General features: G+C 31.1%; 19 protein-coding genes. 7 read left to right on the top strand and 12 right to left on the bottom strand.

From position 1 onward, the window contains the following. Positions 1-98 precede the first annotated feature (98 nt). Entirely contained in the window at positions 99-1157 is a 1059-nt protein-coding gene (locus KA873_RS11230; RefSeq protein ID WP_019469500.1) for a glycosyltransferase family 4 protein, read from the bottom strand. Positions 1158-1563: 406 nt separating this feature from the next. Here KA873_RS11230 and gdpS point away from each other — a divergent pair, with 406 nt between their 5' ends. The 4 genes from gdpS to pepT all read left to right on the top strand — a co-directional run bounded on the left by gdpS (position 1564) and on the right by pepT (position 5888). Then, positions 1564-2634: a GGDEF domain-containing protein GdpS gene (gene gdpS / locus KA873_RS11225; RefSeq protein WP_107383666.1), complete on the top strand. Its 1071-nt coding sequence runs from the start codon at positions 1564-1566 to the stop codon at positions 2632-2634. A gap of 727 nt (positions 2635-3361) precedes the next feature. Then, a complete protein-coding gene (locus KA873_RS11220) occupies positions 3362-4123 on the top strand; it encodes a threonine/serine exporter family protein (protein WP_019469503.1) in 762 nt (253 codons plus the stop codon). Between the two features lie 14 nt (positions 4124-4137). After that, positions 4138-4638, top strand: coding sequence for a threonine/serine exporter family protein (locus KA873_RS11215; RefSeq protein WP_107383665.1), 501 nt, complete (start codon positions 4138-4140; stop codon positions 4636-4638). An 11-nt stretch (positions 4639-4649) separates the two neighbouring features. After that, positions 4650-5888, top strand: a complete 1239-nt coding sequence (gene pepT / locus KA873_RS11210) for a peptidase T (protein WP_107383664.1) — start codon at positions 4650-4652, stop codon at positions 5886-5888. Positions 5889-6276: 388 nt separating this feature from the next. Here the strand turns inward: pepT and KA873_RS11205 are convergent, their stop codons facing one another. From KA873_RS11205 to KA873_RS11195, 3 genes are all read right to left on the bottom strand, one after another. After that, positions 6277-7401 carry a glycerate kinase gene (locus KA873_RS11205; protein ID WP_210140402.1) on the bottom strand — a complete coding sequence of 375 codons (1125 nt, stop codon included), beginning with the start codon at positions 7399-7401 and terminating at the stop codon, positions 6277-6279. A 421-nt stretch (positions 7402-7822) separates the two neighbouring features. Beyond that, a complete protein-coding gene (gene ytxJ, locus KA873_RS11200; RefSeq protein WP_019469507.1) occupies positions 7823-8143 on the bottom strand; it encodes a bacillithiol system redox-active protein YtxJ in 321 nt (106 codons plus the stop codon). Between the two features lie 153 nt (positions 8144-8296). After that, positions 8297-9184 (bottom strand): EMYY motif lipoprotein, encoded by an 888-nt coding sequence (locus KA873_RS11195; protein WP_119517880.1) that lies wholly within the window; start codon positions 9182-9184, stop codon positions 8297-8299. A gap of 127 nt (positions 9185-9311) precedes the next feature. Here KA873_RS11195 and KA873_RS11190 point away from each other — a divergent pair, with 127 nt between their 5' ends. The 3 genes from KA873_RS11190 to KA873_RS11180 all read left to right on the top strand — a co-directional run bounded on the left by KA873_RS11190 (position 9312) and on the right by KA873_RS11180 (position 11229). Further along, positions 9312-9854, top strand: a complete 543-nt coding sequence (locus KA873_RS11190) for a GrpB family protein (protein ID WP_210140397.1) — start codon at positions 9312-9314, stop codon at positions 9852-9854. A gap of 124 nt (positions 9855-9978) precedes the next feature. Continuing rightward, the gene (gene murB / locus KA873_RS11185) at positions 9979-10902 is read left to right on the top strand and encodes a UDP-N-acetylmuramate dehydrogenase (protein WP_107385209.1); all 924 of its coding nucleotides are present in this window, start codon (positions 9979-9981) and stop codon (positions 10900-10902) included. A 12-nt stretch (positions 10903-10914) separates the two neighbouring features. Next, positions 10915-11229 (top strand): CHY zinc finger protein, encoded by a 315-nt coding sequence (locus KA873_RS11180; protein WP_107385210.1) that lies wholly within the window; start codon positions 10915-10917, stop codon positions 11227-11229. 134 nt (positions 11230-11363) lie between these two features. On the opposite strand, the gene KA873_RS11175 is transcribed toward KA873_RS11180, so the two are convergent. The 8 genes from KA873_RS11175 to nrdI form a co-directional block, all read right to left on the bottom strand. Then, the gene (locus KA873_RS11175; RefSeq protein WP_210140389.1) at positions 11364-11693 is read right to left on the bottom strand and encodes a PH domain-containing protein; all 330 of its coding nucleotides are present in this window, start codon (positions 11691-11693) and stop codon (positions 11364-11366) included. A gap of 249 nt (positions 11694-11942) precedes the next feature. After that, entirely contained in the window at positions 11943-12992 is a 1050-nt protein-coding gene (locus KA873_RS11170) for a ferrated catecholamine ABC transporter substrate-binding lipoprotein SstD (RefSeq protein WP_210140388.1), read from the bottom strand. Between the two features lie 106 nt (positions 12993-13098). Beyond that, the gene (locus tag KA873_RS11165; RefSeq protein WP_040030228.1) at positions 13099-13899 is read right to left on the bottom strand and encodes an iron ABC transporter ATP-binding protein; all 801 of its coding nucleotides are present in this window, start codon (positions 13897-13899) and stop codon (positions 13099-13101) included. Further along, positions 13896-14855, bottom strand: a complete 960-nt coding sequence (locus tag KA873_RS11160; protein ID WP_107385213.1) for an iron chelate uptake ABC transporter family permease subunit — start codon at positions 14853-14855, stop codon at positions 13896-13898. The genes KA873_RS11165 and KA873_RS11160 overlap by 4 nt, the downstream gene beginning before the upstream one ends. Next, positions 14845-15813, bottom strand: coding sequence for an ABC transporter permease (locus KA873_RS11155; RefSeq protein ID WP_107385214.1), 969 nt, complete (start codon positions 15811-15813; stop codon positions 14845-14847). Before KA873_RS11155 ends, KA873_RS11160 begins: the two co-directional genes overlap by 11 nt. 458 nt (positions 15814-16271) lie before the next feature. Beyond that, complete coding sequence (gene nrdF / locus KA873_RS11150; protein WP_019469517.1) at positions 16272-17240, bottom strand: class 1b ribonucleoside-diphosphate reductase subunit beta; 969 nt, start codon at positions 17238-17240, stop codon at positions 16272-16274. Between the two features lie 236 nt (positions 17241-17476). After that, on the bottom strand, positions 17477-19582 hold the full coding sequence (gene nrdE, locus KA873_RS11145) for a class 1b ribonucleoside-diphosphate reductase subunit alpha (RefSeq protein WP_107521312.1): 2106 nt from the start codon (positions 19580-19582) through the stop codon (positions 17477-17479). Beyond that, positions 19545-19943 carry a class Ib ribonucleoside-diphosphate reductase assembly flavoprotein NrdI gene (nrdI, locus tag KA873_RS11140; RefSeq protein WP_107385216.1) on the bottom strand — a complete coding sequence of 133 codons (399 nt, stop codon included), beginning with the start codon at positions 19941-19943 and terminating at the stop codon, positions 19545-19547. The genes nrdE and nrdI overlap by 38 nt, the downstream gene beginning before the upstream one ends. Between the last annotated feature and the right edge of the window lie 674 nt (positions 19944-20617).

Below are 20617 nucleotides of genomic sequence, written 5' to 3'. Positions count from 1 at the left end.
AAAGTAAGTATATCAGTCGTTGCTTTAATTTATCGCTGTTCATAAAACAAAATTAGAACCTGAGATATTAATATCTCAGGTTCTAATTAGTAGTCTAACTATTCATCTTTTTTATGTCGTTCTTTATTTTCAATTAATTTTAAGAGTGGTCTATAATCGTCATCTATTAATCCTGTAAATTCAACAATGAGTTCAATTGTAATGAGTATGAGTACAAGCATCATGAGTACGCCCCATGGTTGCGATAAATATAAAATAATACTTGAAAGACTAAATAACAATGCGATTGAATATATCAGAATAACTGTTTGACGATGTGAATAACCTAACTCTAGTAATTTATGATGTAGATGTGACTTATCCGCTTGCATAATACGTTGGCCCTTTTTCACACGTCGTATCATAGCAAATAAAGTGTCTATAAACGGTACTGCTAAAATAACAATCGGGAAGAATAAAGACACAAATGTAATATTTTTAAAACCTAAGAGTGAAAGAAAACCAACAATAAAGCCAACAAGTAATGCGCCGCTATCCCCTAAAAATATTTTAGCAGGATGAAAATTAAAACATAAGAAACCTAATAACGCACCGATAAGCACACTACAGATCATAATTATAAATATATTTGCTTGTAATATTGCGATAAACCCAATAGTCATCAATGCGATTGTTGCTACACCAGAAGCCAAACCATCCAAACCATCAATTAAGTTGATTGCATTGGTAATCGCAACAATCCAAATCACTGTAATAGGGATACCTAATATACCAAAATGTATTGTTGGTCCAATCGGTAAAGAGATGAAATCAATGGTTACACCATAATAAACGACAACCAGTGCTGCAACCACCTGGCCTAATAATTTTACGATTGGCGTTAAATCATAGATATCATCTATCAATCCTACTAAGTAGATTAATACTGCCCCAATGACGAGTGGCTTCACCTCTGTTTCAATTGGATGTCCTAACCAAATCCCTAATAAAAAGGAAAGTAGTATCACGGTACCACCTAAGACAGAAGTTGGTTTTTTATGTACTTTCCTAAAATTAGGTTGATCAACAACACCCAATTTATGGGAAACCTTTATGACAATGGGAGTAAGTATTAAACTGACAATCATTGAAAAAATGATTAATAATAACGTATACATCAGTTCACCTTCATTATTTTAAGTCTTTATATTTTTGAATTTGAATTTAAAATCTCTATAAATATTCCAAATATGAAATCATATTTGGAATGGATATACACATGTGTGTTTTTAAAACATAATTAACTTTATATATTTCGAGTAATTCTATAAATGATTCAATTAAGTCTATAATACACGATGTACTTTTAGTAATACAAATAGTAATGTAATCATTAGTAAGATTCAACGCAGAAATTCACTTTCTTTTTTATAGAATAAACAATTTATTTATTTTACAATCACTCAAATAAGTATTCTAACATGAATTTTAAACAAATGTTATTAATTTCTAAATATCAATGATGACAAAATGTAACTTTTCACTTACAATGACTAAGTGTGTATTTAAAGGAGCGTAAGAAAAATGTTTGAAGCTATTATTTACAATATTGCGGTTACTGTCGCAGGAATTTATTTATTCCACCGATTACAGTACTCTGAAAATAAAAATATGGTGTTTTCAAAAGAATACGTCACGGTTTTAATGACCATTGTAGCATTATTATTATCTGTAAAGCCTGTCCCTATCTTCAATGAATATGTACTCTATTTATCTTTTGTGCCGATTTTATTTTTAGGTAGATATACAAATATGGTTTATACAGTTTTAGCAGCGTTTATCGTGTCTTTAGTTAATGTATTAATTGGCGATTATACGATTATAACTGCAATGATCTTAATTGTAATAGCCATCATTGTCGGAGCAATAGGACCATTTTTAAAACAAAATGACATCATCTCATTACAAATACTCAACTTAATTACGCTAGTCATTTTTGTCCTCTTGTCATTTATCAGTCCATATTATGAATTTAAAGAAGTATTATATATGATACCGTTATCGTTCATTTTAACAATCACTTCTTCGATTACATTCGTAGATATTTGGCATTTCTTCTCTTTAGTAAACCGCTATGAGAATGAAGATAAATTTGATTATTTGACGGGTTTAGGCAATGTTAAAGAATTCGATAGACATTTGAATGAAACAACACGTATTGCAGAAGAAAATGATGAAAGTTTAGGTTTACTACTCATCGATATTGATGGGTTTAAAGATGTTAATGATATGTATTCACATGATTCTGGTGATGCTGTATTACGACAAATCGCACAATTACTGAAAAACTACGTGCCAGAACAATTTAGTATTTACCGTAACGGTGGCGAAGAGTTTTCTGTAGTATTATATGACTATACGTTAGATCAATGCGTTAAATTAAGTGAAAGTATCCGTAAAGGCGTGGAACAATCTACTTTCCATTTACCAAATAAAGAAATTATTAAATTATCAGTTTCTATTGGTGTTGGATACTTAACTAAAGATGATTATAAATCTCAACGTACCGTCTTTAAAGTCGCAGATGATATGTTGCATATGGCTAAAAATGAAGGACGTAATCAAGTCATGTTTAACCCTATTGTTAAATTATAACTAAATAAAATGAAGCCATTTTCAAGAGTCTGGGACATAAATATCTCTGACTAAAAAATAAGCGTCAATTTCTATTGAGAAGATATAGAAATTGACGTTTTCTTTAGTTTTATGAAATGCCATTAATACAAAACCAAGTTCTTGTTTAAGTTTATTTATTCCTCGAACTGATATTCGAGTGAATGTTTATTAAATTATATGAAAGTGCCTTGTTTTTTGAATATTAATTTATATATTGTACCGATTTTGTAATGTGCTGACGCCCAGGGTAATAGTATGTGTGAGAGACTACAGGCTCGAGCCATATCCCCAGGCAAGCATGCACGATCAAAATCGTAATATTTTAAATATAAAGAGGACCATTCCATATAAAGTGGATTAATCCTTTTTGATTTGAGAATGGTTATTTATATCTCAAGCTTTTTTAATTTATATTATGAAAGCGGCTATTTAAACATCTACATTAATGTATTTCATCGCATAGTTCTTTTGAAAGTAAAACTCTAAAAATATTATTGAAAACATAAAAACACTCGTAAGATTTAACAATGCATAAGCATTCCTTCAATATTTTTAAAATAAAACATATCATTTACAAATTTAAGTTTGTTACAATATAGGAGGTAATTATAAAAACAATCTATACTGAAATAAATATTATTGAAAGTTACCTTAGTACACGGTAAACTTTCAATTGATTTATGAAAAATTTAGGAGGTGCCCAGCTATGTCTGATTCGATCACTATCATTGATGAAGATAAAGTGATTGACGTTGTGCTCATTGCAGGCAGAATATTGCTTGAAAGCGGTGCTGAAACTTATCGTGTTGAAGATACGATGAATAGAATTTCAGCAAGTTTCGGCTTAGATGATACATATAGTTTTGTTACATCTACAGCGATTATTTTTTCACTCAATAATCGAACAAACACGAGACTTATCCGTATACGTGAGCGGACGACTGATCTAGAAAAAATTGCATTAACCAATAGTTTATCTAGAAAGATTTCTAATAATCAGTTAAGTATAGATGAAGCAAAATCTGAACTTATTCATTTACACCATGCATCATTACAGTTTTCATCTATCACTAAATTTTTTGCTGCTGCCATTGCATGTGGTTTTTTCTTATTTATGTTTGGCGGTGTTATGAATGACTTCTTTTTTGCAATTCTTGCAGGAGCTGGTGCATTTTTAACTTTTGATTTTGTTCAACGTTATATACAAATAAAATTCTTTTCGGAATTTATTAGTGCTGCGGTTGTTATTACAATAGCAGCTACATTTTCAAAATTAGGCATGGCAGCAAACCAAGATATTATTACCATTGCAGGCGTCATGCCACTAGTCCCTGGTATTTTAATTACAAATGCTATTCGAGATCTCATGGCAGGCGAACTTATCGCTGGTATGTCTCGTGGTGTCGAAGCGGCCTTAACATCATTTGCTATAGGTGCTGGTGTCGCAATCGTTTTATTAATATTTTAAAAAGGAGTGCTCAAATGGTCATTGGCTACTATGTTTTACAATTTATTGTTAGTTATTTAGCGACAATGCTATTTTCTGTTATTTTTAATGCACCTCGACGTCTCCTTTTAGCTTGCGGTTTCGTTGGTGCTATGGGATGGATTATATATAAAGTGACACTTGATGTAGAACTAGGAAAGGTAATGGCTTCGTTCCTAGGAAGTTTTATATTGGCAATTATGAGTCATACCATGAGTAGACGTTATAAAAGACCAGTCATCATCTTTATTGTGCCTGGCATCATCCCACTCGTTCCTGGTGGACTTGCCTATGAGGCAACACGCTATTTAGTGAGCAACCAATATACACATGCCGTCAATACATTTCTCGAAGTAACACTTATTTCAGGTGCAATTGCCTTTGGTATTTTATGTGCAGAGATTATTTATTATCTTTATACACGCATAAAACAACACATTGGTAAAATGAATGGTAAAATATATAAGAAATCATATAATATGAATAACAGAGCATAAGGGGTGTTTTTATGAAAAATGATATTATTGAGCGACTTACAAGATATGTCAAAATTGATACACAATCTGATCCACAATCAAATTCAACACCTTCCACTAATAAACAGTGGGATTTATTGAATTTATTGAATGATGAATTAACAGATTTAGGACTAGAAACTGATGTTGATGAAAATGGATACTTGTTTGCAACATTAGAAAGTAATGTTAACGAAGCTATTCCAACTGTTGGTTTTCTTGCGCATGTTGATACTTCACCCGATTTTAATGCTACAAATGTCAATCCACAAATTATTGAGCAGTATGATGGGAAACCGATTCAGCTCGGCGATACAAATCGAGTTTTAAGTCAAGATGTCTTTCCTGCTATGAAACAAGTAGAGGGACATACTTTAATGGTTACAGATGGCACATCATTATTAGGTGCAGATGATAAAGCTGGTGTCGTTGAAATTATGGAAGCTTTAAAATATTTAACATCGCATCCAGAAATCAAACACGGTCGCATCAGAGTAGCTTTTACACCTGATGAAGAAATTGGTAAAGGACCACATGCATTTGACGTTGAACGTTTTAATGCTGACTTTGCATATACAATGGATGGCAGCCAATTTGGTGAGTTACAATATGAAAGTTTTAATGCTGCAGAAGCGATTGTAACTTGTCACGGTGTTAATGTTCATCCAGGCTCTGCTAAAGATGCGATGGTTAATGCTGTGCTATTAGGTCAACAATTCAACGCTCTTTTACCTCAAAATGAAGTGCCTGAACGTACAGAGGGTTATGAAGGTTTTTATCATTTAATGAAATTTGATGGTGATGTTGAGAAAGCGAAACTTTACTATATTATTCGTGATCATGATAAGCATGAATTTGATTTACGTAAAAAACGTTTAGTAGAAATTAAAAATGATATCAATAGTCATTTTGAAGATGAACCGATCGAAGTTGAAATAAACGACCAATATTACAATATGGGAGAAAAAATTAAGCCAAAACCACATGTTATAGACATTCCTAAACGTGTCTTTGACAAGTTAGATATTCCAGCTAATACTGAACCGATTCGTGGTGGCACAGATGGTTCACAACTATCATTTATGGGATTGCCAACACCTAACATTTTTACTGGCTGTGATAACTTCCATGGACCTTTCGAATATGCTTCTATCGATGTCATGGAAAAAGCTGTAGATGTCATAGTAGGTATCGCTCAAGAAGTCGTACAAACTTATCAAAAGAATGATTAAATAGAAATGACTCGGATATAGAGGTCATTTTGTACTTTTTCAATGCTCATCATCCTTGTCGGAGTAGGACAACGAAATCTTTTCAAAGATTAGATTTTTGTCCTACTCCCTTTTTTTATTTTTGTACCTTACAATTTGGATTGTGCATGCTAGTCCAACACATATTTCGTATAAACCTCAAACTTGTATTTGTTAATCAGACGATACCACTGGGTGCCAACATTATGGTAGTATTGTTTCTTATCATACGTATGTGTATTAAAAATAATTTTTATTAAATTTATGTCTTATAATTGTAACTTCGAACAACTGCTGATTTTTGTAGAATTTAAAAAACCGTCAATTTCTATATAATTACAATAGAAATTGACGGTTTTGCATTTATATTTTATTTATTAACATCAAACTGTGTTTTTAATAGCTTAATCGCTTGAACCGTATAATGTCTAATTTGAATTCCCATTTTAAAATCTGTAAAAGATTGAGGCATTTCTATAAATGTATTAAACATTGCTGTTACACCCATCGATTCAAACAAATCAAACTTATCATCTGTTGCGCAAATTGCGATTGACGGTTTGTCATATTTTGTAGCTAGCTCGGCTAAGCGAACGGTAGTCGTTTCTAAAATTTGATCTTGCTCGTTCACACCTTCACCAAAAATTATTAAATCTGCTTGTTGAATTAATGACTCTAAATGCGTAATTTGGTCTACCAGTTCATGACTCGTCATAATCTCAGCACTATATAAACCATTTAACATTGCAGCTATACCCCCACCAGCGCCGCCTCTTTGAATAGGCCCTAGTGCGATTTTTAATTCAGCTTTTAACATCTCACTTAAATACCATATTAAATTATCTATCTCACTTGCTTCTTGATGCGAAATTTGATGCGTTTCATATGTTTGCATGATTTCACTATTTTTACCATATAATTTACTATCAAAATCTGACATAAGTTGGATTCTAATATCTTTCAACTTAGGATTAACTTGAGATACATCTATACGACGAATATATTTTAAAACACGACTGCCTTGTGTAACATCGATTTCTTGAGCCTCGTCATCATAAAATTTAGCACCGAGTGCTTGAAGCATGCCAGCACCACCATCAAAACTACCAATAGCACCTAGCGAAATAATTAAATGTTCAGCACCATTTTCTATTGCATCAAGTATAATTTCACCTAAACCATAACTTGTTCTTTCTATAATTGGACGTTGACCTTTTAAAAATAGATTACCTTCAATAATTGTCATACCATTATCAGTAATACCATAAATAGCTTCTACTTCATTCATATCTGCATCATGTGCAACCACTCTGTATTTGGTACCTGACTGCCATAAAAAGACAGAATCCATCAGTTCATGCCGACCATTAAACAACGGTACTTGAACAATATCAGCCTTCTCTATTTGACTAGCAACCGCTTCTTCTACATACCGATTGGCTTGATAGCTAGATATAATACCATTAAATTCATCCATTGCTACTAATACTTTCATTTTGTCACCTCTAATATTAATATTACATTGTAATTTTCATAGCTTTATTTTTAAGTTAACGTGATTTCCACACCTTATAAATTTTAAATAGCTGTGATTAATTGATATATTTAATTCAACTGTACAGAAATCAAACTAAGTATCATTTCACTTTGTGTTAAAATTAGCACAAATCATATGCTACTAAACCGCTGGTAAAAATATCATCACACTTAAGGTTGGTAATCACGTTCAAACATCGTATTGATGATAAATACAATAGTTACATAAATAATATACATCTATGCACATAGATGCATTACTAATTCAACTTTATATTATACATGTCAAAACACATTTTTTCACATTATAAGAAACGCTTGTTAAACCTTTTAATATAACTTAAAGCTTAACAAGCGTTTCTTTATTAAATATTTATTTTTTATTCTTCAGCGCCTGCCAAAGATTTTACATTAATATGATCGTGACTTGCATTCCAAATCGCTTGTCCCTTCACAAAATAAAATGCTTGTGGCGATTCATGTTTAACATTTGTTTTTTCTTCTATATAATCTGATAAAGCTCTCTCTTGTTGTACGATTAAATAATAACCATCCATATCTCTTTCATATAAAAATTTGTTGAATTGATCAATAGCATTTGCTGAAATTGGACATGTTTCACTATGCTTCAGCACAAATACATATTTATTTTCTTCTAAAACTTGCTCAAACTGGTCAATCGAACTCAGCTTTATAGCCATTCTATTCACCTCTAAAAATATTTAACACACCACATTGTCTCTAAAAGTGTGAAATTCCAATGATATTCACATATCATTGTTTCCAATTATACACAATTCCCTTTTTATTGTTAACAGTTTATTACAAATCTCATAACTTACCCGATTAATTTATTATTGATATTTTTCTTTTAATTCGGCATAGCGTTTATTAAAATCCTTATCATAATGTTTTAAATCTTCACTTTCTTTAGGTAATTTATTGATGTCTATTTTAGCGATTGCTTCACCAATTTCAATTGTTTCTTCTCTTGTTTCATAATAATTTTGTAAGCTATAGTACATCTCAATCGTGTTTTTACGCGCATCATTCACATAGCCATCTGTTATTTCTGCCTTGTTCAAGTCTTTAATTTGTTTTTTTATTAATGGCATAATTTGAGTTTCAATGACTTGCTTCTCTGATTTAGCATTTGTAGAATTGGATTCTTTTTCCGCTGTATTTTTTAAATCTTTGTTATTTTGTTCCAATTTCTCTTTAAAGCCTTTAACACTTTCACCAGCATTATTAGCTTTTTTCATGTTTTCTTCTACTTCTGATCTATTCTTTTCAAAAAGTTTTGTATAATCTAAAATATCTTCATTCGCTTTAACTGCTTGATTGTATAAATCTACAAATGTTTTAACTTCCTCGATGGCAGCTTTTTTCTTTTTGACAGATGCTAAATATTTTGATTTTAATTCCTTGGTTTCCTCAGAATTTGCTGGCAGATGTTTGGTAGATTTCTCATATGCTTCAAGTTTAGGTGTTAACTTGCTATTCAAGTTATTTTGCAATTGATTGAATTCTTTTTTGTTTTTATCAGTCATATCTGTTTTACTTAAATCATTAATGTTTTCTAAATCAATAGAATCCATTACTTTATTAAATTCCTTTTCTTTTTGCTTTACGTCAGTTAATGTACTATCGAAATCTTTAAATTCGTTGGCACCTTCATGTCCGCAAGCGACAAGTACTACGGCAAAACAAACTAATAAAACAAAGCACATTAATTTTTTCATTTCTGCACTCCTTATCATTACGTATTATACAGAAACTTATTTAACTTGAAAATAATATATGATATATTATTCCAGAATTTACAGTTTAACAATTTATTTTGATCATTTAAAGGAGTGATTTAATTCAATGCATTCGAATGTTCAACCTTTTATCAATGAAGATATACAACAAACTTTTATTAAACAATATCAGATGCTACGTCATAAATTATTGACACTCTTAGATACTCCTGTAAAAACAACACATCATATTGGAGGAACGAGTCACTTCAACTACCCTACTGAACCTATTTTAGATGTTTTAGTTGGCGTCAATGATTTACATGATATAACTGCTTTAGATGAAAAAAGATTAAATTATGAAGGGTTTTATAGACTTCACCATCCATATCATAAAAAAGTAGTAATGGCTCAATTTAATAATCTCATTGATTTAAGACAAATTGCTCGATTACATATTGTTCAAATAGATTCACAACTTTATAATGATTATCTGAAGACAAATCATTACTTAACAATAAACTCATCTTCAGCAACCAACTTTGGAAAGCAAAAGTATAATTTAGCGACAGATGCAGTACTAATTCGTGAATATGAAAATCAAAAACAATTACTTTTCAAACAACTACTCCGAAAAATTAATAAAGATTTATCGAACACACACAACTAATCTTTAATCACTAAAATATTAAATTAACTTAATCGTTTTCAATAAAACGATATACTATTTAGCAAACATGTTAAATCATTGGTATAATATATAAATGAATTCAACAGGAAAGGATGTTCTATAATTGCATAAAGATGACATCTTAAAAGAATTAGAAGCAATAGTTCCAAAAGATATTATAAAAGTTGACGAACCGCTAAAGCGCTATACATACACTGAGACGGGAGGTCAAGCCGATTATTATTTATCTCCAACCCAAAATGAGCATGTCCAAGCTATCGTCCATTTTGCCTACACAAATGATATACCCGTCACATATCTAGGTAATGGTTCAAACATCATCATCCGTGAAGGTGGCATCAGAGGAATCGTTATCAGTTTACTTCAGTTAAATTATATTGATGTTTCTGATGATGCAATCATCTCAGGAAGCGGTGCTGCAATTATTGATGTGTCACGTACTGCACGTGATAATGCGCTTACTGGATTAGAATTTGCCTGTGGTATCCCAGGTTCAATTGGTGGCGCTGTATTTATGAATGCAGGTGCTTATGGTGGTGAAGTCAAAGATTGTATTGATTATGCACTATGTGTTAATGAAAAGGGAGATCTAATCACACTGACAAACAAAGAACTGGAGTTAGATTATCGTAATAGTATCGTCCAAAAAGAACACTTAGTTGTATTAGAAGCTGCATTTACATTAGCGCCTGGCAATTTACAAGATATCCAAGAGAAAATGGATGATTTGACTGATAGAAGAGAAACGAAACAACCTTTAGAATACCCATCTTGTGGTAGCGTCTTCCAAAGACCACCAGGACATTTTGCTGGTAAATTAATACAAGATTCAAACCTACAAGGCTATCGTATAGGTGGCGTAGAAGTATCTAAGAAACATGCAGGCTTTATGGTAAACGTTGATAAAGGTACTGCAACTGACTACGAAGATTTAATCCATCACGTGCAAAAAACGGTTAAAGCAAAATTTGATGTTGAACTTCATCCAGAAGTTAGAATAATTGGTGAACATCCTATTGAACGTTAGGAGTGTTATAAGATGCCGAAAGTATACGGTGCAACTGTAGATAATGAAACACGTTGTACACACTACCACACACCATTAGATGTAATAGCAATTAAATTCAAATGCTGTAATAAATACTATCCATGTTATAAATGTCATAATGAGGACACCTCTCATTCAATACAAAGATGGGATGCTGATGAATTTAATACAAAAGCTATTTTATGTGGTGTATGCAGACACGAAATGACAATCAATGAATATATGCTGATTGAAGCGTGTCCAAACTGTGATGCACATTTTAATAATCGTTGTAAATATCATTACAGCACTTACTTTTCTATATAATTAACGCTAAACAAAAAGAGCGACGCAGAAATTTATTTTCTAATCAAGTTTCTACGTCGCTCTTTTATCTATTTAAACCATTGTAAAAATAAACATAAACATGACATACACAAGTTCATTCAAACACTATCTTCCTATTGTGCGTTTATTTTGTCCTTTATAAATTGTACAAACGCTTCTGCATCACCTTTTTGTATATTTTTCATCGGCATAGGCCCAATATTAAACGTGAAATGAATGCGACCGTCTTCGTATGTAATTTTCTCTACTTCATCATAACCAATACTTCTATAATAGAATTCTCCATTCATATCTACATTTAAAATAATACGTTCATTTGTAGCAATAAATGCACCTTCAAATTCTGTAGAACCTTGTACAGAATACTCTATCGTACCTAGTACACTAGGACCTTTCTTTTCTGTTGGAAATAAATCATTTGGGTTTACATTATCTAAAATCATTTTTATGTCACCTTCTTTTACTATTTTTATTCATTATACAAGTTTTTAAATCAATTTATTACTTAAGTGCTCAATTCCATTCTAGTATTGAGCCAACCAAAAAACAATTGAGATTAGCACAGTTACATTTTATATCTTCTTGTAAGCAGAACGCATCATCCATATCAAAAAAGCAGTGAATTCACGATTAAAGTGATTTTCACTGCTTTGAGTATGCATTATTAAGACAATCCCCACTCATGTCTATTATTATTTTTTATCTATTGCTTTTTCGACTTCTTCAATTTGTTTAATCGCAGTTGTCGTCGAACCACTTGAGAAGTACCAAAGTTTTGGATCTAATTCATATACTTTATCATGCTTAATCGCATCAACATCTTTGATGACATCATTACTCAATGCTTTTTTAGCAGTAGATTTACCTGCTACAGCTTGACCTCGGTCCATCGCAAAAATAATGCTAGGATTTTTTTCTGCAACATATTCATTTGTAACATTTTGGCCATGATTACTTTCTTTAATTTCTTTATCTGCTGGTGTAAAGCCCATTGTATTAAAAATCATAGAACCGAAACGTTCTCCAGGACCAAATGTTGATAATTCACCTTCATTTACTAACAAATATAACGCTTTTTGGTCTTTTAAATCTTTTGTTTTTTCTTTCATACTTGCTATTTTATCTTCTAATTTTTTATTAAGAGACTTAACTTTGTCTTCTTTTTGATAAATTTTACCTATTTTTTCAGCATTTGCTTTAAGCGACTTAACTTCATCTTTATTATCTACACCTATGTAAACAACTTTAGCATCTGGTGCAGCTTTTTTAAATTCATCTAAGTTTTTTTGGTTTGCTGTACGTCCAGATATGAATATCACTTCTGGTTTTGCTTCTGCAACCTTGTCAAAATTAACTTCTTTTAAACTACCAGTATTTAAATACTTATCATTTTTAAATTCACTTAAAAAATCTGGTAATGATTTAGCATCTTCACCTTTAGGAACTGCTTTAACTTTATCTTCAAGTCCTAATTCTTTTAATGTATCTAATGCACCATAATCAAACACAACTGTGTTTTTAGGATTTACTGGAACCTCAACTGTCTCTTTTACAGATTTAGCATCGCTTCCATCACGTTTTTCTCCATTAGCTTTATAATCATTTTCTATCTTAACTGTTTTATTTGATTCATTGCTATCTGATTTTGTATCCGATGACTTTTTATCGTCTGAGCCACCATTACTACATGCTACTAATAAAAACATTAAACCTATTACCATAAACAAAGCAAATTTCTTCATATGTTTAATCCTCCTGGAATACTAAAGTTAATCACCATTTCAATATGCCGTTTAAAATGAGCAACGTTGCAGCTGCATCACTCCCTTCAATATAAATCATTCCATTTTAAACGGATTGTAATATAGATAATTCATAATCTGCTGTTTCTTCATCAAAATATACACAAATGCGTTGTCCGCGAATTTCTTCAATTTTAACGTCCATATCGTACAATGTTTTGAGCGTATTTTCTTGTATAACTTCATCTTTAGTACTGGCTTTGACCATTTCTCCATCTTTCAATGCAATGATGTCATCTGAATAACACGAAGCAAAATTAATATCATGAATCACAACAACAATTGTTTTATTGAGTGATTTTGCGAGTTGACGTAACGTTTTCATAATTTGAACTGAATGTTTCATATCTAAATTATTTAATGGCTCATCCAGCAATATATACTCTGTGTCCTGCGCTATCGTCATAGCTACATATGCCCGTTGTCGTTGGCCACCTGATAATGTTTTTAGGTAACGATGTCTTATTTCTTTAAGATTCAATAACTCAAGTGCATACTCAACTTGCGCCCGATCTGCTTCATTTAAACGGCCTTTTGAATATGGGAATCTTCCAAAATTTACGAGTTGCTCAACAGTAATATTTAACTCAGTATGATTAGCCTGTTTCAAAATTGATAATTTTTTAGACAATTCATTACTCTTAAATTCAGAAATAGCTTTCCCTTCTATCTCAATTGTCCCTTTATCAAAATCGATCAGTCGTGTAATTGCTGAAAGTAAAGTACTCTTACCTGCACCATTTGGTCCTATCATTGAAGTTAAACGCCCTTTACTTATATCTACATTAATGTCATTTAAAATCGTTTTATCTTGAATGGTTTTATTTAATCCTTGAACACGTATCAATTCGCATGTCTCCTTTTAATTAATAGATAGATAAAGTACGTTCCACCTACTAAGTCAATAATGATACTTACTTGCGTCGTCGCTTCAAATAAATTTTCTACTACACCTTGTGCAATAAATAAACTCAACCAACTTAAACAGATTGTTGCCGGTAATATATATTTATGTTCATAGGTTTTCATCAATTCATGCGCCAGATTAACTGTTAACAATCCTAAAAATGTAATCGGACCTACCAATGAAGTAGAGACAGATACTAATATCGCAACAAGTATGAGCAATAATCTTGTAATCATTTTATAGGACAAACCTAAATTAATTGCTTGGTCTTTTCCTAATAAAAGCACATCTAAATATGGTATCGCAATCACTGTAATAATGATTAAAATAATTAATATAATGCCGCACAACATTACCAATTTACTATTGGAAGCATCAAAATTGGCAAACATTGAACTCTGAACTGCTAAAAAATCTTCAGGATTAATAATCAGTTCTAAAAATCCAGTTATACTTCTAAAGAAAGTACCTAATATAACACCAATGAGTAAAATTAAATATATCGACACATCGCCAATTCTAAAGATACCTTGAAATAATAATAATGAAAATACAATCATAACCAACAGCGAAGTAGCAAAACTTAAATATATATTAGTTACAAATGCAGACTGTACGCCAAACACAAATACTAGCAATACTTTCACAAACATATATACAGCATCAAGTCCCATAATTGATGGAGTCAATAAACGATTCGTTGTAATTGCTTGAAAGATGACTACTGAAGCTGCAATTGCTCCACCTACCAATATCATGAGCACAAGCTTTCGAAAACGACTGATAAACTGGTATCTAAAAATTTCAAAATCAATACCGATGAAAAGATATATTAAAGCAGCAATTAAAGTGACAGCAATTAATATCATTAACTTTGATTTAGCACTAATTTGCATAATTGTGTCTTCCTTTCATCAATAAGATCAAGAAAATAATCGTGCCAAAGACACCAATTGTTAAACCAATATTTATTTCATATGGATAGACAATAATCCTACCAATTATGTCAGAAAACATAACAAATACCGCCCCTAACATTGCTGTGTGAGGTAATGCTTGCTTTAAGTGGTCACCTCTGAATATTGACACAATATTCGGAACAATTAGACCTAAAAATGGCAGCGTTCCTACTGTAACAACTACAAGTGCTGTTATAGTTGCAGTTATAAATAAACCAATATTTATTATTTTTTCATAGTTGACGCCTAAGTTATTACTAAAATCTTTCCCCATCCCTGCAATCGTGAAATGATTGGCAAATATATATGTAAGTATCAATAAAGGAATGCTTAAGTATAATATTTCATATCTACCGCTCGTAATGATGGCAAAGTTTCCATTGAGCCAGTTGCCTACACTTTGTACAGTATTGGTTCTTAGAGCAAGAAAAGTTGCTAAGCTAGACACAATACCACCAAGCATAATACCTAAAAGCGGAATAAAAATAACATCAGTGAATCGTATGTATTGAACTAATTTAACAAATAAAAATGTGCCACCAATACTTAATATCACCGCAAATATTAATTTAATAATAATGTTTTCTTGCGGAAAAAATATCATTGATATTAAAATACCTAACTTTGCCCATTCCATAGTCCCTGCTGTCGTTGGGCTCACAAATTTATTTTGCATCATCTGCTGCATAATTAGTCCAGAAAGTGCTAAAGTACTTCCAGATATTAATATACTTATTGTTCTGGGTATCCTACTAGACACGATGATATTTAATTGTTCATGCGTTAAATGAAAAATATCAGTAATTGATACTTTGCTAACGCCTATAAATAAAGAAAGGATAGTTAAAAAGAATAAAATAATAGCTAAGACAACACCATTGAGTAAAAATTTCATAGTGAGTAATTAATCCTTTCATAAACGTCATGTTTCATTGAATGTGATAATCATTATCAATGCCTATAAGTTAAATTTTATCATCTTTGCATGTAAATTCAATAGCTATAACAGAGATTATCAAAACAATTCTCTATTTATGTCAAAATTTTCAAAATAAAAACAAAACCTTTTAGTCAAATGTATTCTTTTGAATTTATGTATTTATAAAAATTTTTGACATTTCAGTTGGCTAACTAATGCAAATACTAAATAAATTTAAGCACGTGCTTAAATTAATTGTATTGGCACAAAATGTGTAAAATATTAGTGCAACGAACAAAACTTTAATAAATAAAAAACGTCAATCTCTATATAATTCCAATAGAAATTGACGTTTGTTGGTGCTTAAAATTTACTTATATTTCATACATCTGCTATCAACAACTTTTACATTATGATAGTTAAACAGTTGTAATTTAGTCTTCAAAAATAAAATCTTCATCTTGTAATGCTTCAACATTTAGCGCTAAAGTATAACCATCGCCTTTAACAGAGAAGAAATCATGGTTTTTTGTAGATGTGTCTAATGCATTTTCGATGATTGGATTAAATTCTCTTTCTTCAAAGTACGGATCAAATCCAAGGTTTGATAGTGCTTTGTTACCATTATATCTTACATAGTTAAGCACATCTTCAGTTAAACCGATATCATCATATAAAGATTGTGTATAAGAAACTTCGTTTTTATATAGTTCATCTAATAATTTATACATTTCTTGGTCTGCTTGCTGTTTTTCACTTTCAGACAATTCATTGCGTAAACTTTGTGCGTCCATACCAGTAAATACACCATGAATAGATTCATCTAATAAAATTTTACGAATAATTTCTCCTGAAGTCGTCATTTTACCTTGTCCAGCTAAATATAAAGGATAATAGAAACCAGAATAGAATAAAAATGTTTCTAGAAAAACACTTGATACACGTGCAATATATTGATCATAAATAGATGCTTCTTTACCCCATAATTTATGATAATTATTTACAATTTTATCCGATTTAAATTTCAAATGTGGTTCTTCTAGGACCCATTTATCTAATAAATAGTTTGTTTCGCTAGATGGTAATAATGTTGTAAAGATGTGAGAATAACTTTTAGCATGAATTTGTTCCATCATCGCCATAAAGGAATATACCGCTTTTTTACGTAAATCTGTTGTATGTAACATAATTAATGGCATACCATCATCTGCTTGGTGTGTATCCAAACCAGTTAAACCTGCCAATGCCTTTTTAAATGCATTTTTTTCTTCATCAGATAATGTTTTCCAACTTGCAATATCTTTTGAAACTTTAAATTCAGTTTCTACCCACATTTGCGAAATATTTTGTCGCCAAAACATATTTGTCATATCTTCTTGAGTATTCCAATTGACTGCTTTCATTTAGATAATTCCCCTATCTAGTAAATATTTGTTTAATTTATAAAACACAGAAAGTGGGACAGAAATCTAAATATATTTTTAGATTTTCTATCCCTTTGCATAAGTGACTATATTTCTATAATGTCGATACACTTTGATTTAAATGACATTCACTTAATGCCTCACCTTTTTGCATTTAAAACATATGCGTTATTTCAAGATTCATATATCTTTTTCATTAATTAAAAAGTTTCGTTTTATATTGCACAGCTTGTACATTCTTCAACACTTAATAATTTATTTCTAGTGTAATATAAAGATTTCAATCCTTTATGATGTGCATAAACATATAATCTAGATAATTCACGTGTTGATATCTCTGAATTTACATAAAGAATTGTAGAAATACCTTGGTCCACATGTGTTTGAATCGTAGCTATTAAATCAATTAATTTCATTTGATCAGTATTAAATGCAGATTTGTAGTACCACATTGTTTCAGGTGATAAGAAAGGCATTGGGTAAAATGTTTCTGCATTACCATAAGTACGACGTTCAATTTGATCAACTATCGGCATAACTGAACTTGTCGCATTTTGTACATAAGAAATACTTTGTGTTGGTGCGATCGCTAAACGATATGCATGGAATAAACCGTGAGTTTCAACTTCTTTTTGTAATGCTTTCCAATCTTCAGGTGTAGGAATTTCTAAGCCTTCAAATAATTTACGTACTTTTTCATATTTTGGTGCAAATGTTTGCGAAGTGTAAAACTCAAAATATTTACCATTGGCATAATCTGACTTATCAAAGTCTTTAAATGTTTCTTGTCTATCTTTTGCAATTTCCATGGATCTTTCAATTGAATAGTAGTTCATCATCATGAAGAATATGTTAGCAAAATCTTTTGCTTCTTCAGATTCATAACCAATTTTATTTTTAGCAAGATAACCATGTAAATTCATAACGCCTAATCCAACTGAATGTAACTCGCTATTGGCTTTTCTAACACCTGGGGCATTTTGAATATTTGCTTCATCACTAACCACTGTCAATGCATCCATACCTGTATGCACTGAATCTTTGAATTTTCCTGATTCCATAACATTAACAATATTTAAAGATCCTAAGTTACAAGATATATCGCGCTTGATTTCGTCTTCTGTACCGTAGTCATTAATAATAGACGTTTCTTGTAATTGGAAGATTTCTGTACATAAGTTACTCATTTTAATTTGACCAATATTAGAGTTAGGATGTACTTTATTCGCATTATCTTTAAACATTAGATAAGGATAACCAGATTGTAGTTGTGTTTGAGCAATCATATTTAGCATTTCACGAGCGTCTTTTTTCTTTTTATCAACATTTGGATTGGCTACTAAACTTTCATAGTATTCATCTAAATTAATATCATCTAACGTTACACCATATTCATTATAAACTGTATGTGGTGCAAACATATAAAAGTCTTTACCCTCTTTCGCCAATTCAAAGAATTTTGAAGGTACAATTAATCCAGTAGAAATGGTAGATAAACGTAAATCTTCATCTGCGTTAACTTTCTTTGTATCTAAAAATTCTTCTACATCGTAATGGAAAATATTTAAGTACACCGCACCAGCACCAGGACGTTGTCCTAATTGGTCTGCATAGCTAAATCCGCCTTCAAGAGATTTAGCAACAGGTAATACGCCTTTTGCTACACCTTTAATGCCTTTAATCGCTTCTCCTCTTGCACGCAATTTAGATAGGTTAATAGCAACACCGCCACCAATTTTACTTAACTGTTTCGCTGTAGAATCTATAAAATTGATTGAATTCAAACTGTCGTCTACTTCTAATAAGAAACATGACACGAGCTCACCACGACGCGCACGTCCTGCATTTAAAAATGTTGGCGTTGCTGGTTGGTAACGTTGTTCAATCATAGCTGAAATAAGTTGTCTAGCTGTCGGTTTATGACCATTTGCTAAATAAAGTGCAACAATCACAACATGTTGCTTATAATCTTCTAAGAATTGTGTTTTATCATTTGTCTTTAGCGCATAATCTTTAAAGAATTTACTAGCTGACATATAACTGGCAAAACGAAAGTCTATACTTTTAGCATAATCTGTAATTTCTTGTAAATCCGCTTCTGAATATTTTTCAAAAACATCAAAATAAAAATCGTTATCTACAAGATAGCGTAAACGTTCAATTTCAGTATCAAAATAGATTGTCTTATCTTGAATCTCTTCTAAATAAACTGCTAGCGCTTCTTGGTCCTTTTCCAAATTAAAGAAACCATTATCTTTTCGTTTTGTAACCTCATTATTTAATTCAATATGATTGTATTTCTTCTCGTCCATAATCTTCATTGAAATTTCCCACCTTATCTTTAAATTCATTTATATCGTCTGCAGTGCCCTGTACTTCAAACTTCAATAATAGTGGAACTTGATATCGTTCCGAAATTGATCGTCCAGCTTTTGCGAAATTTTGTCCCCAGTTACGATTTCCGCTCGCTGCAACAGCTTTTAACAAATCATCATTCACATCTAAAAACGCTTGAACTGGTTGGGGTACCTCACCAAATCCTATTGTTCCAGTGACCAAAACGAATGGCTCCTCTATTCTCTCTGAACAATTATTTTGCGTGATTTCCATAACATTTGTCAGTTCGGTTTTTTTTATAAATCTGCGCACATTGCCGGAAAACGAAAAATATACCACTTTCATTGGATCACCTTCTTTCTAATAGATATACGTAAGTTGGAAAATCAAAAAATGTAAGGCTGTCGAGGTGTTATTATTTGAATGTGTTTTAAATGATTGAAGTAACCACTATATATAGTAACTTGTAAATCTATAAGTAGGTATGTAAAAACTCAACATTTAAGTATTAATGCCTTATTTGTCATTATTCAAAGCCTAAAACTGTGTGATTTTACTTAAAATTTGATTTATTATAAATAAATTGACCACGTATCAAAACACAATATATTGTGTTTTGTCCTGGCCAGAAATACTATATTATGTGTTTCATTATACATAACTCATCGCCTTATTAAAAGTCTTTAATTTATGACAAAACGATGAAAACAGTATGAAAATGGCACCAATTCAACTTTAAAATCAATTTTAAAAATTTAAAAAATATTTTTGTCATTTTTAGAGTCTCAATGCTTGCTTTTTTTAATTTTCTCTTAAGCCTTGATATACCTGCATTACTTAATCTACCCTCATATATATTGCGCTTCATATATTATATTTTCGAACTAATTACTATTCTAAATTACTTTTAAATTTTCTCGATTATATGCTCCTTAATAGAACGTTTGTTCGTATATTATCTTAATATATTTCTACTTTAATTTCAAGCATATATACATTTTCTAATTAACTATGCTAAT

This window comes from Staphylococcus sp. GDY8P45P, from assembly GCF_017892745.1.
In the GTDB taxonomy this organism is placed as follows: domain Bacteria; phylum Bacillota; class Bacilli; order Staphylococcales; family Staphylococcaceae; genus Staphylococcus; species Staphylococcus cohnii.
The sequence above is the reverse complement of the archived record's forward strand: the minus strand, read 5'-3'. Positions and strand labels throughout refer to the sequence as shown.

Bases quoted from the DNA above. Each gene is read 5' to 3' on its own strand.
- nrdI (WP_107385216.1), bottom strand. From the start codon at position 19,943: ATGAAAGTGGTATATTTTTCGTTTTCCGGCAATGTGCGCAGATTTATA.
- KA873_RS11160 (WP_107385213.1), bottom strand. From the start codon at position 14,855: ATGCAAATTAGTGCTAAATCAAAGTTAATGATATTAATTGCTGTCACT.
- KA873_RS11180 (WP_107385210.1), top strand. From the start codon at position 10,915: ATGCCGAAAGTATACGGTGCAACTGTAGATAATGAAACACGTTGTACA.
- nrdF (WP_019469517.1), bottom strand. From the start codon at position 17,240: ATGAAAGCAGTCAATTGGAATACTCAAGAAGATATGACAAATATGTTT.
- KA873_RS11230 (WP_019469500.1), bottom strand. From the start codon at position 1,157: ATGTATACGTTATTATTAATCATTTTTTCAATGATTGTCAGTTTAATA.
- KA873_RS11190 (WP_210140397.1), top strand. From the start codon at position 9,312: ATGCATTCGAATGTTCAACCTTTTATCAATGAAGATATACAACAAACT.
- KA873_RS11155 (WP_107385214.1), bottom strand. From the start codon at position 15,813: ATGAAATTTTTACTCAATGGTGTTGTCTTAGCTATTATTTTATTCTTT.
- KA873_RS11195 (WP_119517880.1), bottom strand. From the start codon at position 9,184: ATGAAAAAATTAATGTGCTTTGTTTTATTAGTTTGTTTTGCCGTAGTA.
- gdpS (WP_107383666.1), top strand. From the start codon at position 1,564: ATGTTTGAAGCTATTATTTACAATATTGCGGTTACTGTCGCAGGAATT.
- KA873_RS11175 (WP_210140389.1), bottom strand. From the start codon at position 11,693: ATGATTTTAGATAATGTAAACCCAAATGATTTATTTCCAACAGAAAAG.
- nrdE (WP_107521312.1), bottom strand. From the start codon at position 19,582: ATGAAGATTATGGACGAGAAGAAATACAATCATATTGAATTAAATAAT.
- KA873_RS11205 (WP_210140402.1), bottom strand. From the start codon at position 7,401: ATGAAAGTATTAGTAGCAATGGATGAATTTAATGGTATTATATCTAGC.
- ytxJ (WP_019469507.1), bottom strand. From the start codon at position 8,143: ATGGCTATAAAGCTGAGTTCGATTGACCAGTTTGAGCAAGTTTTAGAA.
- KA873_RS11220 (WP_019469503.1), top strand. From the start codon at position 3,362: ATGTCTGATTCGATCACTATCATTGATGAAGATAAAGTGATTGACGTT.
- KA873_RS11215 (WP_107383665.1), top strand. From the start codon at position 4,138: ATGGTCATTGGCTACTATGTTTTACAATTTATTGTTAGTTATTTAGCG.
- pepT (WP_107383664.1), top strand. From the start codon at position 4,650: ATGAAAAATGATATTATTGAGCGACTTACAAGATATGTCAAAATTGAT.
- KA873_RS11170 (WP_210140388.1), bottom strand. From the start codon at position 12,992: ATGAAGAAATTTGCTTTGTTTATGGTAATAGGTTTAATGTTTTTATTA.